General features: G+C 67.8%; 13 protein-coding genes. 4 read left to right on the forward strand and 9 right to left on the reverse strand.

Going from position 1 to position 16,107, the window contains the following annotated elements:
- Window positions 1-9 precede the first annotated feature (9 nt).
- The gene (locus AC5P9N_RS05100; protein WP_005411144.1) at window positions 10-981 is read right to left on the reverse strand and encodes a helix-turn-helix transcriptional regulator; all 972 of its coding nucleotides are present in this window, start codon (window positions 979-981) and stop codon (window positions 10-12) included.
- Between the two features lie 81 nt (window positions 982-1,062).
- Here AC5P9N_RS05100 and AC5P9N_RS05105 point away from each other — a divergent pair, with 81 nt between their 5' ends.
- Window positions 1,063-1,665, forward strand: coding sequence for a LolA-like protein (locus AC5P9N_RS05105; protein ID WP_005411145.1), 603 nt, complete (start codon window positions 1,063-1,065; stop codon window positions 1,663-1,665).
- A 106-nt stretch (window positions 1,666-1,771) separates the two neighbouring features.
- Window positions 1,772-2,548, forward strand: a complete 777-nt coding sequence (locus AC5P9N_RS05110) for a DUF481 domain-containing protein (RefSeq protein ID WP_005411146.1) — start codon at window positions 1,772-1,774, stop codon at window positions 2,546-2,548.
- A gap of 116 nt (window positions 2,549-2,664) precedes the next feature.
- On the opposite strand, the gene hemC is transcribed toward AC5P9N_RS05110, so the two are convergent.
- From hemC to mdoH, 5 genes are all read right to left on the reverse strand, one after another.
- On the reverse strand, window positions 2,665-3,576 hold the full coding sequence (hemC, locus tag AC5P9N_RS05115; protein WP_099484400.1) for a hydroxymethylbilane synthase: 912 nt from the start codon (window positions 3,574-3,576) through the stop codon (window positions 2,665-2,667).
- Between the two features lie 562 nt (window positions 3,577-4,138).
- The gene (locus AC5P9N_RS05120) at window positions 4,139-4,870 is read right to left on the reverse strand and encodes a LytR/AlgR family response regulator transcription factor (protein ID WP_012481330.1); all 732 of its coding nucleotides are present in this window, start codon (window positions 4,868-4,870) and stop codon (window positions 4,139-4,141) included.
- Between the two features lie 10 nt (window positions 4,871-4,880).
- Window positions 4,881-5,924, reverse strand: coding sequence for a sensor histidine kinase (locus AC5P9N_RS05125; RefSeq protein WP_180863539.1), 1,044 nt, complete (start codon window positions 5,922-5,924; stop codon window positions 4,881-4,883).
- Between the two features lie 3 nt (window positions 5,925-5,927).
- Window positions 5,928-6,587: an alpha/beta hydrolase gene (locus AC5P9N_RS05130; protein ID WP_099484401.1), complete on the reverse strand. Its 660-nt coding sequence runs from the start codon at window positions 6,585-6,587 to the stop codon at window positions 5,928-5,930.
- Window positions 6,588-6,637: 50 nt separating this feature from the next.
- Entirely contained in the window at window positions 6,638-8,563 is a 1,926-nt protein-coding gene (gene mdoH, locus AC5P9N_RS05135) for a glucans biosynthesis glucosyltransferase MdoH (RefSeq protein WP_049395441.1), read from the reverse strand.
- A gap of 495 nt (window positions 8,564-9,058) precedes the next feature.
- Between mdoH and AC5P9N_RS05140 the strand changes: the two genes are divergently transcribed.
- Window positions 9,059-11,104: a TonB-dependent receptor domain-containing protein gene (locus AC5P9N_RS05140; RefSeq protein WP_049418129.1), complete on the forward strand. Its 2,046-nt coding sequence runs from the start codon at window positions 9,059-9,061 to the stop codon at window positions 11,102-11,104.
- Between the two features lie 60 nt (window positions 11,105-11,164).
- On the opposite strand, the gene AC5P9N_RS05145 is transcribed toward AC5P9N_RS05140, so the two are convergent.
- Window positions 11,165-11,338 (reverse strand): hypothetical protein, encoded by a 174-nt coding sequence (locus tag AC5P9N_RS05145; RefSeq protein WP_005411154.1) that lies wholly within the window; start codon window positions 11,336-11,338, stop codon window positions 11,165-11,167.
- A gap of 216 nt (window positions 11,339-11,554) precedes the next feature.
- Here AC5P9N_RS05145 and AC5P9N_RS05150 point away from each other — a divergent pair, with 216 nt between their 5' ends.
- Window positions 11,555-11,941, forward strand: a complete 387-nt coding sequence (locus tag AC5P9N_RS05150; RefSeq protein WP_024957921.1) for a DUF2628 domain-containing protein — start codon at window positions 11,555-11,557, stop codon at window positions 11,939-11,941.
- A 77-nt stretch (window positions 11,942-12,018) separates the two neighbouring features.
- On the opposite strand, the gene AC5P9N_RS05155 is transcribed toward AC5P9N_RS05150, so the two are convergent.
- Window positions 12,019-14,550: a methyl-accepting chemotaxis protein gene (locus AC5P9N_RS05155; RefSeq protein ID WP_099484402.1), complete on the reverse strand. Its 2,532-nt coding sequence runs from the start codon at window positions 14,548-14,550 to the stop codon at window positions 12,019-12,021.
- Between the two features lie 209 nt (window positions 14,551-14,759).
- Window positions 14,760-15,653, reverse strand: coding sequence for an NAD-dependent epimerase/dehydratase family protein (locus AC5P9N_RS05160; protein ID WP_099484403.1), 894 nt, complete (start codon window positions 15,651-15,653; stop codon window positions 14,760-14,762).
- Between the last annotated feature and the right edge of the window lie 454 nt (window positions 15,654-16,107).

Genomic DNA, 16,107 nt, shown 5'->3' on the forward strand with positions numbered 1-16,107 from the left:
GGGGGAGTGTCAGGATTTTTCGTAGTTGCTCAGGGCCAGCTCGAGCAGCGCCTTGGCCTGCTCGCGCAGCATCACCGGCTCGACGATTTCGGCATCCGAGCCGTAGTGCAGCACGTCCATCAGCAGTTCGCGTGAGACGCTGTACGGCACCTTCAGTTCATAGCGGCCATCGGCCAGGAAGCGGCCCTGCTGCTTGGAGTGCCAATGCTCGTCGGCCACCCAGCGCGCGGCCTTGGCACTGAACAGGATGGTCGCCCAGCCCTTCGGCGCACCGGAGAAGATGCCGTAGCTGGCACCCAGCTGCTCGTCCAGCTCGCTGTCGGCGACGTCACGGGCAGTGCTGTCGACCACGCGCGCCTTGTGGATGCGGTCCACGGCGAAGCTGCGCAGGGCTTCGCGGTCATGGTCCCAGGCATCCAGGTACCAGTTGTCGCGGTAATGGGTCAGGCGCTGCGGCGAGACGGTGCGCTTGGTCGGCTCGTCGGTGGAACGGGCACGGTACTCGAACGCCAGCTGGCGGCGCTCCAGCACCGCCGAGGCCACGCTGCGGAAGCTGCCTTCATCGAACTTGCGGCCGCGGTGCGGGATTACCCGCACACGATCCACCGGCCAGTTGGAGACACCGGCCTGGGCAGCCAGCAGGCTCTCGATACGCTGCTGCAGCGGCGCCAGCACCGAGGACAGCACGCCGCCGCCGGTACGCGCCAGCAGGTGCTGCGAGGCCAGCAGGGCGTGCAGCTCCTCCGAGCTGAGCCACAGGCCAGGCAGTTCGAAGCGGTCGCTCTCGTCGGCCTGGTAGCGGAAGCCGGCCTCGCCGTCGCCCTCGATCGGTGCCATCAGCGCATCGCGCAGGAAGGCCAGGTCGCGGTAGACGGTGGCACGGGAACAACCGAGCTTGTCCTGCAGGGTCGCCACCGTCACCGGATAGCGCGCGGACTTGAGCAGACGATGCAGGGCGGTGATGCGTTCGTATCGGTCCATACCCCCGATTATGTCCGAGTCGCGGGTCTTGTGTGGGACGTTTGGGCTATCGTGGTCGCCCCCACCCCCATGGAATGCCCGATGCGCCGGTTGCCCGCCCTGTCCCTGCTGGCCTGCCTGCTGCTGGCTGCCTGCGATCGCGCACCGGCGCCGGCCAGGACCGAAGCCCCCGTGCCCGCGGCCAATCCGGCCCAGGCCGTACTGGGCGCCAGCCAACGCTTTGCGGCCCTGGGCAGTTTCCATGCCGAGCTGGAGGTGCTGGGCGCGCCGCAGCCGGTGCGCAGTGCCATGGACTTCGTCGCCCCCGACCGCTTCCGGGTGCAGACCCCGGGCGGGCCGCAGACGATCATTGGCGACACCATGTTCCTGCAGGCCGACGGTGCGATCCGCCAGGTTCCCACCCCGCCGGGCCTGCTGGAGCAGTGGCGCAATCCCTTGCCGGCCGACGCCCTGCCTGCCGAGCTGCAGGCCGAAGACCTGGGCAGCCAATCGCTGGATGGAGTCGAGACCCGCCACTACCGCCTGCGCGGCGCGCAGGCCGGCGAACGCCTGGAGTACTGGGTGGACGCCCAGGGCCTGCCACGGCAGATCGTGCGCAGCGGCAGCAGCAACGGCCGCAATTTCCAGCTGCGCCTGCGCTATTCGCGCTTCAACGACCCGGCATTGCGTATCGATCTGCCCTGAATAGGCGTCCGCGGCAACGTCTGCTGAAGCGCGCCTTGGATCGATTCTGACCGCCATCACGCTTCCAGTATCATCACCGGCTGTCAACCGCTTCGGAGAAGCCCCGATGTCCCTGCGCGTGTCCCTGCTGATCCCCCTGCTGCTGTGCGCGCCGCTCGCGTATGCACAGGATGCCTCCGAACTGGCGGCGATGTCTTCGCCGTGGAGCGGCAGTGGCGGCGAGCTCGGCTTCGCCTCGGCACGCGGCAACAGCAGCACCGAGAGCTTCAACGGCCGCCTGCGCCTGCGCTACACCGACGGCGACTGGGTACACAGCATGGACCTGGCCGGCCTGCGCTCCAGCTCCAAGGTAACCGAGACCCGCGACGACGGCACCACCACCCGCCGCAACAACACCACCGCCAACCGCTACACCGGCAGTGCCGGCAGCGCGCTGCAGCTGGGCGAGCACCGCCAGCTGACGGCCACGGTGCGTACCGAGCGCGACGACTTCGCCACCTACGACCGCCAGAGCTCGTTCGGTCTGGGTTACGGCACCCGCCTGTGGAACACCGAGCGCTTCTCGTTCGACGCGCAGATCGGCCCCGGTGTGCGCCGCACCCACAGCACCGAGGACGACCGCACCCGCACCGGCATGATCGGCCGCGGCCTGTTCGACATGAAGTACTCGCTGACCGACAACACCGACCTGGTCAACACCCTGCTGGTCGAATCCGGTTCGTACAACACCTTCGGCCAGAACGACTTCGGCGTGTCGGTGAGCATGAACGAGCACCTGGCGCTGAAGGCCGGCTGGCAGGCGCGTTACAACAGTGACGTGGCCGAGGACAAGCGCAAGACCGATACGCTGACCACGATGAACGTGGTCTACAAGTTCAAATAAGCAGAACGGGCGCCGAGGGCGCCCGTTCTTCTTCCGGTAGTGCCGGCCGCTGGCCGGCAACTGCATTCAACTGGGCACGAGGTTGCCGGCCAGCGGCCGGGACTACCCGCGGTGGCTCAGACGTTCAGCAGTTCGCCGGCGCCATCGTCCAGCAGCAGCTTCGCCACGCGCTGGCCCAGCGCTTCCGGATCACTGCCTGGGCCCACGGCTTCGGCGCGCACCGCACGGCCGTCGCTGGCGCTGCCAACCAGCCCCTGCAGGTGCAGGTCATCGCCCTGCCACTGCGCGATGGCCGCCACCGGCACGTGGCAGCTGCCATGCAACGCACGGTTCATCGCCCGCTCGGCTTCCACGCAGGCACGCGTGGCCGCGTCATCAAGCGGGGCGAACAACGCCATCAGCCGCGCATTGCCACCATCGCACTCCACCGCCACCGCGCCCTGCGCCGGGGCCGGCAACCACTGCGGCGGTTGCAGGCGCGCGACGATGCGCTCGCCCAGACCCAGACGCTCCAGGCCGGCCACGGCCAGCACGATGGCGTCGTAGCCACCGTTGTCGAGTTTGGCCAGCCGGGTGTTGACGTTACCGCGCAGGTCGAGCAGTTCCAGGTCCGGTCGCAGCGCGCGCAGCTGCGCCTGGCGACGCAGCGACGAGGTCCCGACCCGCGCACCGATCGGCAGCGCGTCCAGCGAGGCGTACAGGTTGGAGACGAAGCCATCGGCGGGATCGTGGCGGGTCAGCATTGCCGGCAACGCGAACGGCGGGTCCAGTTCCATCGGCACGTCCTTCAGCGAGTGCACCGCGCAGTCGGCCTCACCGCGCAGCATGGCCAGCTCCAGCTCCTTCAGGAACAGGCCCTTGCCACCGATGGCGGCCAGCGAACGGTCGAGCACTTCGTCGCCGCGGGTGCTCATCGGCACCAGTTCCACATGCAAGCCGGGATGGGCCTGGCGCAGGCGGTCGGCGACGTGTTCGCTCTGCCAGAGGGCGAGCGGGCTCTTGCGGGTGGCGATGCGGACGGTTTCCATCCGGTCATTATCGCGCCTTCGGCGCGGATACGGCCAACGGCGGAGCCCCTCGTGGCTGGCGGAGGGGTCGTGAAAGCAACAGCCGCGCTTGGCCGGACGGGGTGGGGTCACGGGGGACGCCGTGAATCCGTCCGTGGAGGCTTGGCCGCGGCATCCATGCCGCGGACACCCCCGCGACCCCACCCCGCCCGACCTCTGACAGCTTCAGTGCGCGTCAGCCACGGAAGATCAAAAGAAAAAAGCAGAAGCAAAAGCAACAGCCGACGGCTTCCGGGGTCAGATCCCTTTTCCGCAGGAAAAGGGATCTGACCCCTCTTTCCAAGCCGATAACAACAATGCTCTTGCTGTCCGATGCGTTGAAGAACGAGAGGGTTGGGCCGGGGTGGGGCGGCGGGACCGTTGGCGCCATGGATGGCGCCATCGAGCTACATGGATGTACTTGCAGCGTGTCCCGCCGCCCCACCCCGGCCCAACCCAGCACGTAGAAACAACGAGCCATGACCCGCTGTTGCTGTTGCTGTTGATTTCATAGCAGTCGCGGCCGCAGGCCGCGCGGGACCACTCACAGATGCCGCAGTTCCTGCTTCAGCGTCGCCACGCAGCGGCGGCTGACTTCCAGCGGCTGCTTGCCATGCCGCAGCACCGCCTGCACTTGACCACCCGTGCCTCGACGCAGCTCCACCAGCTCGTGGCGCGCCACCAGGCAGTTGCGATGGATGCGGATGAAGCGGCTGGCGAACTCTTCCTCCAGCGACTTCAGCGACTCCTCGATCAGGTCCTCGCCGCGCGCATGGTGCACCACCACGTACTTCTCTTCCGCCTGCAGGTAGTGGATGTCGTCCAGCGGGATCAGCCGCAGGCTGCCACGCAGGCGTGCGCACAGCATGCTGCGGGCCTGCTGCCCGCCGCTGTCCTGCGGCTGGCCGTCGCGGCCGGCCAGGAACGTGCGTGCACGTGCGATCGCTGCCGCCAGTCGCTCGGCACGCACCGGCTTCATCAGGTAATCGATGGCCGCCGCCTCGAACGCCGACAGCGCATGCGCGTCATAAGCCGTGCAGAACACCACCGCCGGGCGCGGCTCGAAGCTGGCCAGGTGGCGGGCGGCTTCCAGGCCGTCCAGCCCGGGCATGGCGATATCCAGCAGGACCAGGTCCGGCTGCAGCTCCGCGCACGCATGCAGGGCCTGCTCGCCGTTGCCGGCCTCGGCCACCACGTCCACCCCGTCCTGCGCCGCCAGCAGGCTGCGCAGGCGTTCCCGCGCCAGCGGTTCGTCATCGGCGATGACTACCCTCACGGTCGTCCCCTCACTGGATCGGCACTGTCACCTGGCAGGCATAGTAGCCCTCGCTCCAGCCAGCCGTCATCCGCGCGGCGGCGCCGAAGCGCCAGGCCAGCCGATGAGCGATGCTGTGCTGGGCATGGCCGGCACCGCGCGCCAGCGCCAACCCCGGCGCCTGCGGATCGGGCGCGGGATTGCGCACGCGGATCTGCAGCTCGTTGCCCTCGCGCACCAGCTGCAATTCGATGGTGCCGCCTTCGGGCAGCCGCGAAATGCCATGCAGCACTGCGTTTTCCACCAGCGGCTGCAGTACCAGCCTCGGCAGTGGCAGGTCCCACGGCAGCGGCTCATCGCGCTGCCAGCGCACCTGCAGACGCTCGCCGAGGCGCAGCGACTCTATCGACAGATAGCGCTCGGCCAGCTCGCATTCGTCACGCAGGGTGGAGTCGCCCTCGCCCGCGCCCAGGGCAGCACGGAACAGATCGGACAGATCCAGCACCGCGCGCTCGGCCACCGCCGGATCGCGATGCAGCAGGCTGGCGATCAGGTTCATGCTGTTGAACAGGAAGTGCGGCCGGATCCGCGCCTGCAGCGCGTCGGCCTGGGCACGCGCGTTGGCCTGCACCTGCGCGGCCCAGCGATCGCTCACATAGAAGTAGCGCAGGGCAAGTGCGGCGATCAGTGCCGTGGTTGCCGCACTGCCCAGGGTGAAGCGCCAGAAGCTGATGCCGCGGGCGAAGTTGTCGCCCAGCACCGCGTAGAGTGCATGCACGATGCCGGCACAGACCACGGCGATCAGGGTCGCCAGCGCGATCGCCGCGACAGCGCCCAGCACCTGCGGCAGCCTCGACAGTGCCTGCCGTAGGAGGCACAGGCTGGCGGTCACCGCCAGCGCCAGCCACAGCGCGAAGCCGCTGGCCGACAGCAGCTCGCCGAAGGTCCAGTGGCGGCTGCCATCGGGCGCCAGCGCCAGCACCACCACCACCAGCTGGGCCAGGCCGAGCATCGCCGCCAGCCGCGGCAGGCGGCACAGTTCCGGCATCCACGGCGATGTGCTGGCCGGGGGCATGGCTCAGGCAGCGCCCAACCGTTCCTGCAGCCAGTCACCCAGCGCCTGGATCTCTTCGGCGCAGACCTGGTGGGCCATCGGGTAGCTGTGCCACTCCACCTCCAGGCCCAGCGCCTGCAGGGCCTGCGCGCTGTGTACGGCCACCGCCTGCGGAATCACCGGGTCGCTGCTGCCATGGGCCATGAACACCGGCACCTGCACCGCACCGTCAACGCGCCTGGCGCTCTCGGCTTCCGGCAGGTAAGTGGACAGTGCGATCAGGCCGGCCAGTGGCGCGGTGCGCGCCAGCGCGGCGGTCAGGATGATCGCCCCGCCCTGCGAGAAGCCGGCCAGGAAGATCTTCTCCGGCGCGACGCCGCGCTCGATCTCACGTGCGATCAGCGCATCCAGCTGCAGCACCGACTCCTGCACGCCGGCCATGTCGGCACGCGACCGGAAGTCCATTCCGACGATGTCGTACCAGCCGCGCATCGGCACGCCGTTGTTGATCGTGATCGGCCGCACCGGTGCGTGCGGGAACACGAAGCGCAGCGCCGGCCAGTGCGGACGCACCAGTTCCGGCACGATCGGCGCGAAGTCGTGGCCGTCGGCGCCAAGCCCGTGCAGCCAGATTACCGACCACTGTGGCGAGGCGCCGGTTTCCTGTTCCACCGTTTGCAGCATGATGCGGCTCCTTCAAGTTCGAGCCGCATTATGCCGCTGGTGCAGGGCCATCAGTACAGCGGCGGTTGCTCGGCGGCTTCCCGGCGCAGCTGCGCGGCGCGCACCAGCACCGGTGGCGGAATGTTCTCTTCGGGGATGTCGAGCAGGCCGAGGCGATGCAGGAAGGCACCCGGGCCGCGCGAGGAGGTCAGCGCCACCACCGGAACGGCCAGCACCATGCCGATCACCACCGGCGCCATCCAGGCTGCCAGCGACGGCGACACCGCCCACGCCAGCACACCCATGAACGCACCAAACACACCCAGCCCGCCGTAGCCACGGATCAAGGCCATCCACGAGATGCCACCATCGTCACGCTGCTGTGCGTCCCAGCCGGAATCGCGGCCGGACAGCACTTCGGCCACGCCGCGCGACTGCACGTACATCACCACCGGTGCCATCAGTGCGGCCAGCACGGTCTCCACCAGCATCGACACGAACGCACGGATCGCACCGCCGCAACCGCGGCGGTCGACAGGGTCCAGCAGCATCGCCAGGTAGCCCAGCACCTTGGGCAGCAGCAACACCGCCATGGTGGCGGCGAACAGGCGCACCACCTGCTCCTCGTCCTGGGCCCGCCAGTACACGCTGGGTGACAGGTGCAGCAGGGCGTTGAAATCGATGCCTTCCTGGAACAGCGGGATCGCAATGCCGATCAGCATCAGCATCGCCCACATCGGCGCGGTGAAGTAATGGCCGATGCCGATCAGCATGTGGGTGCGGCTGATCCAGTGCAGGCCACGGCTGCCGACCACCTTGCCGTGCTGCAGGTTGCCCTGGCACCAGCGACGGTCGCGCACCAGCAGGTCGGTCAGGGTCGGCGGGCCTTCTTCGTAGCTGCCCCCCAGGTACGGCACCATGTGCGCGGCCCAGCCGCCACGGCGCATCAGCGCTGCTTCGACGAAATCGTGGCTGAGCACGTGGCCGCCGAACGGCTTGCGCCCCGGCAGCGCTGGCAAGCCGGCGTGGTCGGCGAAGGCACGGGTGCGGATGATGGCGTTGTGGCCCCAGTAGTTGCTCTCGGCGCCATGCCACCAGGCCACGCCACGGGCGATCACCGGGCCGTACACGCGACCGCCGAACTGCTGCATGCGTGCGAACAGGGTGCGGCCACCAATCACCGAGGGCAGGGTCTGGATCAGGCCGACATCGGCGTTGTGTTCCATGCCGGCCACCAGGCGCACGATGCTGTCGCCGGTCATCAGGCTGTCGGCGTCCAGGATCAGCATCTGCGGGTAAGCGCCACCGAAGCGGCGCACCCAGTCGGCGATGTTGCCGGCCTTGCGCCCGCTGTTGTCGCCACGGCGGCGGTAGAACAGCCGCGTCTGGCCGTCCGGCACGCGCTCGCGCAGTTCGGCGAATACCTGCTCCTCGGCGCGTGCGATGTCCTCGCGCCGGGTATCGCTGAGCACGAAGAAGTCGAAGCGTTCGAGCTGGCCGGTGGCGGCCACCGACTCGTAGATCGCCTGCAGGCCCGCCAGCAGTCGGCGCGGATCCTCGTTGTAGGTCGGCATCAGCAGCGCGGTGCGGCTGTGCACGGTCGGCAGCGGCTTGTCCGGGTCGATGCCAAGGCGATAGCCACGGTCGAACACGGCGGTCAGGAAGCCGGCCACGGCGCTGGCGAAGGACAGCGCGATCCAGGCAAACAGGCCGACGAACAGCACCAGCAGGCAGGCTTCCAGCACGCTGATGCCATTGGCCGACAGCACCCGCCACATCATGCGGGTGGCGATGGCGGTCATGGCCAGGGTGCCGCCGAAGATGTAGAACCGGCGCAGGCCGATCAGGCGTGGCGAGGTACGGTGCCGACGGACCTTCAGCTTGCCTTCGCGCAGGGTCTGTTCGGGCATCGGCAGCGGAGATTCGGCCGGCAGCAGCGCCCAACCGGCGTCGAGCCGGGGCGCATCCGCTTCCGCGTGGATGGTGTGACCCCCCATCACCGCTTACTCCCCACGATCGGCATGGCCGGCCGTCCCGGCCGGGCTGCATGCGCGAAGGTTCCCGGCGCGCCTTCCCGGCGCCCGCACTTGTCCTGGCTGTACCGGCCCTTGGCCGCACAGTCGCTGTCTGTCACTACCGGAACCCACACGATCTCCAACGGGGCGGAATCGAAAATGCGGCCCAGTCTAGGGCGCCGGATGTAAGCCGAGTGCGAAGGTCTACGCCGGGATTTATCCCCATTCAGCAAACAGCAGGCGATGGCGGACCGCGCAGCGGAATGTCGCTTCGTGGCACCGGGTACTGGATCGTAACAAACGCGAACGGTTATCATTTCATTAACCAGGCAGGTCGCCGTCTTCCGTACGGCCGAGACCCACCCAGCTGCGCCGGCCCGAACCGTGCGCCCTACGACCCATGGAAGGGGGCCTGCCTGCTTGTCTGCGTGTGCCCGCTGCTTCCATCCGGTCCCCCCTCATTCGATGGAAGCCGTCATGTCCCAGCCGTTCCGCTCCCGTTCCGCGCGCCTGCCGCGCACCCGCCTGGCCAGTGCCCTGGCCACCGCCTGCCTGCTGGCCCTGCCCGGCGTGGCCGCTGCAGAGGCCAGCGCCGATGCCTCCACCAAGGACCTGGATACCGTGGTGGTCACCGCCTCGGGCAACCAGCAATGGATCAAGGATGCGCCGGCCAGCATCAGCGTGATCAGCCGCGAGGACATCGCGCGCCAGCCGGTGCACGACCTGGCCACCCTGCTCAGCCGCGTGCCCGGCGTGACCGGTGGCCTCAGTGCGGTTGGCGAGCAGTCCAAGATCAAGCTGCGCGGCATGCCGTCGAACTACACGCTGGTGCTGGTGGACGGCAAGCGCATGGGCAGCTCGGCCTCGACCAACTACCGGCCGGACCTGGGCCGCCAGGACCTGAACTGGATCTCGCCCGACCAGATCGAGCGCATCGAAGTGGTGCGCGGACCGATGTCGTCGCTGTATGGCTCCGACGCCATGGGCGGCGTGATCAACATCATCACCCGGCGCATCGGTGATGACTGGAGCGGCAGCGCCACCCACAGCTATACCCGCCCGGGCGACGGCAAGCGCGGCGACACCCAGCAGATCGGTGCGACGTTCTCCGGCCCGCTCGGCGAGCGCTTCGGCCTGCGCATCGGTGCCAACAGCATGCGCCGCGATTCGGATCGCTCCAATGGTGGTGTCTACGGCAACGCGTATGCAGGCGAGAAGGACCGCAATGTCGATGCGCTGCTGCAGTGGAAACTGAGCGACGCGCAGGAACTGTCGCTCGAAGCCGGCCATGGCGTGCAGCAGGCCTTCATCGACGCTTCGCTGGAAAAGCAGGATGAAGGCGCCTGGGGTGCCAGCGAACTCAAGCGCAGCTCGCTGGCGCTCAACCACGATGGCAAGTGGAGCTTCGGCAATTCGAAGATCAGTGCGTACTGGACCGAGTACAGGAACGACATCGGTGCTACCGGCCGTTCCGAAGCCACCGATACGATCATCGAGGGCAGCCTGACCACGCCGTTCACCCTCGGCGTTGAACACCAGTTCGCCGTGGGCGGCCAGTGGAAGCGCCAGGAGCTGACCAACACCGACACCATCGGCCGCGCGCCGATCGACTATGCCGGCAATGCCGTCAGCGGCTCCGATCTGGAAGTGGATACCTGGGCCCTGTTCGTCGAAGACGAAGTGAAGCTGCACCGCACCCTGGCACTGACCCTGGGCGCGCGCCTGGACCACCATGAGACGTTCGGTGGCCACGTCAGCCCGCGCGCCTACCTGGTCTGGCATCCGGCCGAGCAATGGACCATCCGCGGTGGCGTTTCCAAGGGCTTCCGCGCCCCCAGCCTGACCGAGAACTCCGCCAGCGCCGCCACCCAGTCCGGTGGCCGTGGCTGCACCTCGCTGATTCCGCTGGGCTATACCCGCGGCGGCTGCTACATGGCCGGCAACCCGGACCTGGACCCGGAAACCAGCACCAACCGCGAAATCGGCATCAGCTTCGACAACGATCTGGTCGATGCCGGCCTGACCTACTTCCACACCGACTTCAGGAACAAGATCGAGTACGCACCGCTGGGCAGGTTCAACGGCATCTGGTGGACGCGGATGAGCAACGTGCAGCGCGCACGCACCAGCGGCATGGAAGGCAGCTTCAATGTCCGCTTCGGCGAGCACTGGCGCTGGCGCACCTCGGCGACATGGATGAAGGAAGCCAGGAACCTGACCACCGGCCGCAACCTGATCGATACCCCCGAATTCTCGGGCTATTCGTCGCTGGACTGGACGCCCGACGCGGTGTTTTCCAGCAGCCTGTCGGCGCAGTACACCGGCAGGCAGGCCGGCACGGCGACGACCTTCCTCAAGGCCTACACGCTGTATGACCTGACCGCCGCCTGGAACGTCAATGAGGTACTGACCCTGCGTGGCGGCGTCAGCAACCTGGCCGACAAGAAGCTGTATGCGGAAGGCTCCACCGATTACTTCGTGGCCGGGCGCAGCTACTTCCTCAGCATGACCGCGCGGTTCTGACCAAGAGCGTCCGCCGCGATCGCGCTGGCGACGGGCCAGCGCGATCGGCGGTGTTGCGGATTACTCGCTTTCCAATGCGGCGGCGGGCGCCGCGCTCTGCGTAGCCGCCGTGCGTGCACGGTCCATCGCCACCGCCAGTTGCTGGCGTGCGAGCAGCTGTTGTGCCTGCACCACTTCAGGTGTCGGCAGGAGCACCGGTCCCGGTGCGTTTTCCGGTGTAGCAGGTGTGGTCATGCAACCTCCATGGACATCCCGCCGCCGCACGGATTCAGCTGGTGCGGCAGCGGAACTGCGCACCCTATCCTAAAAACAAGGCGGGCGGGTGACGGTGCGCGCCCCTGCCGCAGCAGCCGGAACAAGGCAGGCGTCACATTTTTGACGGTGACGCTTGGATCCTGAATAGGACTTGTCCTATCATGAAAACGTTTTCTCACAGGGATGTCTCCCCCAATGAATACCACTGACCTGTCCCAGTTCAGCCCGAAGTGGCAGTTCCGCTTCAACTTCTTCCGCCAGCACGGCGCCCCCAAGAACCCCGGCTTCAAGCAGGCCTGGAAGGCGCTGTCCTTTGGTGACCGCCTGAAGATCAACCTGAACTTCTTCGCGTTGTTCTTCGGTGCCATCTACCTGCTGATTCTTGGCATGTGGCGCAAGGCACTGGTGGTGATCGGCATCAACATCGCGCTGGCCATCATCACCATGTTCCTTCCGGACGTCGTCGGGCGCATGCTGTTCATCGCCATGAACCTGCTGGTCGCCTCCAGCACCAACTACAGCTACTACCTGGAGAAGGTGGAAGGACGTACCAGCTGGAACCCGTTTGAAGGAATGTTCTGAGCCATCAGACCTGCGCAGGATGCGCGGCAAGGATGCAACCGACGCCCGGCCCCCGCCGGGCGTCTTCGTTTCCGGGATCAGGCCGCGCGGCGGGCCATGGCCTCCGGTTCGGCCTGCAGGCGGAAGCGCGAGACCGCCACGGCCAGCTGCTCGGCCTGCTCCTCCATAGCCCGCGCCGCGGCGCTGGCTTCCTCCACCAGCGCGGCATTCTGCTGGGTGGTCTCATCCATCTGCACCACGGTCTGGTTGACCTGCTCGATGCCGGCGGACTGTTCGCGCGACGCAGCCGAGATCTCGGCCATGATCTCGTTGACGCGCCCCACCTGGCCGACGATGGCCTGCATGGTACGGCCCGCACCGTGCACCAGCTGCGCACCGGCACCGACCTGCGCCACGGATGCGTCGATCAGTTCCTTGATCTCCTTCGCTGCGCCCGCCGAGCGTTGCGCCAGCGCGCGCACTTCGCTGGCGACCACCGCGAAGCCGCGGCCCTGCTCACCGGCCCGCGCCGCTTCCACCGCCGCATTCAACGCCAGGATGTTGGTCTGGAAGGCGATGCCGTCGATCACCGAAATGATCTCGGCGATGCGCTGCGAGGAGGCCTCGATCTGCTCCATGGTCTGCACCACCTGGTTGACCACTTCCCCGCCCTCGCTGGCAACGTCAGCGGCGGATGCTGCCAGGGTATTGGCCTGCAGCGCGTGGTCGGCGTTCTGGCGCACGGTGGAGGTCAGCTCCTCCATCGAGGCGGCGGTTTCTTCCAGGTTGGCGGCCTGCTGCTCGGTACGACGCGAGAGATCGCTGTTGCCCGCAGCGATCTCACCCGCCGCCAGGCGGATGCTGGCGGCCGACTGCTGGATCTGGCCGACGATCTGGGTCAACTGCTGCACGGTGCTGTTGGCATCGTCGCGCATCACCGCGAACACGCCATGGAAATCGCCGCGCATGCGTGCGCTGAGGTCGCCGGCGGCAATCGCGCGAAGCAGCGTCGAAAGCTCAGCCAGGTTGTGATCGCTGACCTGCATCATGATGTTGAGGGTCTCCACCATGCGGCGGAAATCGTGGTCGAAGCGCTGGGCATCACCGCGTACAGCGAAGTCGCCGGCCGCCGCGGCGGCGGCCAGCTGCTGGATCTGCTCGTTGATCGCGGCCAGGTTGCTCTTGGTGGTGGCCATCGCTGCGGTGAACACCGCCTTCTCGCCCGGCAGCGCTTCCATGTCCACGCTGAGGTCACCCACCGCGTAACGCTGCATCACCTCGACCAGGCGCTGGGTGACCGCATTGCTGGAAGCCACCAGCTGGTTGCTGTCGGCCACCATGCGGCCGTACTCGCCGGGGAAGGCAGTGGCGTCCATGCGGTAGCTCAGCTCGCCAGCATCGTGGCGGCGCGCCATTTCCGCCTGCGCCGCCATCACCGCCTGCAGCTGCCCGCGCATGCCCTGCATCGCGTCCAGCAGGCGGCCCACTTCATCGTTGCTGCGCGCAGGCAAGGTGCTGTCGAGCTTGCCGGCGGCGACGTCACCCGCCACCCGCACCGCTTCGGCCAACGGGCGGATCGCCAGGCGGCGCAGCAGCACGTAGACACCGGCACTCAGCGTCAGCGCGGCCACCACGCCCACCAGCAGCGTCAACCACAGCAGCTGGCGCGCCTCGGCCACGATCACCGCGTGCGGCATCACCACGCCCAGCGCGAAGCGCTGCGGGGCATTGCCCACGCGTAGCGGCACGTAGACGCGCACGTTGCCGGCTGCATCGGGCGTGAAGGCTTCGAACCGGCGGTCGGCGGCGATGTCGGCCAGCATGCTGCGGGTCAATGCGTCGGTGCGCGGCTTGCCGATCTCGGCGGCATTCGCCGAGGCGAGCACCACGCCGTTGGGCGAAAGCAGCTCGACGCGGCCTGCGCCCATCGGCGTCAGCGTCGCCAGGTGCTTCTGCAGCGCCGCCAGCGAGAAGTCGACGGTGAACACGCCGAGGAAGGTACCGTTCTCGACGATCGGCGAGCTCAGCGTGCTCATCAGCACCTGCTGGCCGGCGATGTCGTAGGCATAGGGTTCACTGACCTTGGGCAGCTTGTCGCGGCTGGGCACCACGTACCAGTCGGCCGAACCGTCGGCGGCTTCGGTGTAGTCGGTCATGGTCGACTGCTGCGGCTTGCCGTCATGCCAGGCCCAGTAGCTCATGTAGCGGCCGCTGGCATCATGCATCTCGGTATTGGCGAACTCGGCATCCTTGCCATCGAAGGCGTCGGCCTCCCACATGGTGCTCTTGCCCAGCCATTCCGGGTGGGTACGCAGCTGCTCACCGAGCACGGCCGCCAGGCTGGCGCGATCAGGCACGTCACCCCGCGCACGCTGGGCGAGCACGGCTTCGACCATGGCATCGTTGCTGGCGAACGCCGTGCCCAGGTCGGCGGCGACCTGGCGCGCTTCGGCGTTGGCCTCGCTGGTCATGGTCTGGCGCGAGGCATCGATCAGGCTGGCACTGGCCTGGCGATAGATCAGGAACGCCGTCAGGCCGAAGCACAGCAGCGCGATGACAGCGGTGCCCAGCATCAGCTTGTGGGCGATGCTGCCCGGACGGCGGGCAGCGGCGGAACGGGAAGAAGGCATGGAGGGGTCCGCAAGGCAGTTCAGGACGACCGGCACCGCGAGGGCACCGCGCAGGCGCGCGATCCGTCGCGCAGGCCACCGGCCGCCGGGACCCGCCCGGCGCAGGAAGCGCACCGGGTTAGCGGCCGCCTGCCAACGAGGTTGAGGCGACTGGTCTACACATTCCTGAATGCACTCAGGGACGGGACAGAAAGCCGTCCCGGCGTCCCCTATTCGGCCACCCGATCCTTGATCCACTCCGCGCGTGGCAACACCTCGATGCTGCCTGCGGCGTACTGCTGCAGCACAGCGTCCGGCCCGAAACGCGGTTGCCACCCCAGCTCCCTGCGGATGCGGGCGCTGTCGTAGACGCGGTCGACGCTCAGCGGCAACGGCCAGCCGCGGCGCTCGAACTCGGCCAGCAGCTGCGGTATGCGCCGGGCCAGTACATTGCGCGGCTGGGTGGCCAGTTCCAGGCAATCCTCGCGCCGGAACGGGGTTGCGGCGCAGGCGATGTAGCGGGCGAAGGCCGGCCCCTCATCCAGCAGCAGCGCGGCATGGGCACTGGCCACGTCACGGGCGTCGATCCCACGATGCAACCGGAACATCGCCATCCGTTCCGGCGGTTCCGGGAAGCAGCGCCCCATCCGCAGCACGCGCACCCCGAAGTCCGGTGCGGCGGCAGCTTCAGCCAGGGCCTCGGCCTGCAGCTTGCTGCGATGGTAGATCGTTCGCGGCAGCGGCTCGGTATCCTCATCGATCCAGCGGCATCCCCCTGCCACCACCGCGTGGCCGTACAGCGCGGTGGTACTGGTCAACACGAACCGCCGTGCGCCTGCCTCGCGCGCGGCCTGCAGCAGGTGCGCAGTCGCGTCCACGTTGATCTGCTGGAACACCGCGTCCGGTACCAGGCCGACGTGTGGCGCATGCAGGGCCGCGGTATGGATGACCGCGTCGACGCCCTGCACCGCGCGCACGACGGCTTGATGATCGGTGACATCGGCAATGATGCGCGTGGTGGCAAACGGACTGCGGTCCAGACCCACCACTTCATGGGCAGCCGCCAGCGCGCCGAAGATCGCGCGCCCGATCCGCCCGGAACTGCCGGTCAACAGAATCTTCATTGAGTCCATTCGCTCGAAGCGCCCGGGAACTACCGGGATGCTTCGATTCTAGGCATGCAACGGAACATCTGCGATAGGACGACCGCGCAACTGTGCGTTCATCTTGACGACTTCGGCGGAGCCAGCAGTTGACGCGCGATGGAGAGTGGATCGTCGCCGCCTGCCGCGTGGGGCGCGACACCGGTCCGTTCGCCGTTGCCACCGGTGCACAGTCTGATCGGTTGCCGGTCCGGAACGTTTATCTGATAGCCATCGGGCAGCAGCACAGGATCATCAAACATATGTGCGGCACCGCCACTGCGGCCGCCGGCGTTGCCGCACATCCGAGGGCCGCAGTGAATACGCGACGAATTCGGCCGCCGGGCCGGCTGCGTGATCATCCCGGTGCGCAGGGCGCGTGAAAACCGGGGCGAAGATGGCGACCTGGACTTAGCGTGCGATGGCCAAGCATGGA

The organism is Stenotrophomonas sp. YJH_SMC_6 (assembly GCF_059371335.1).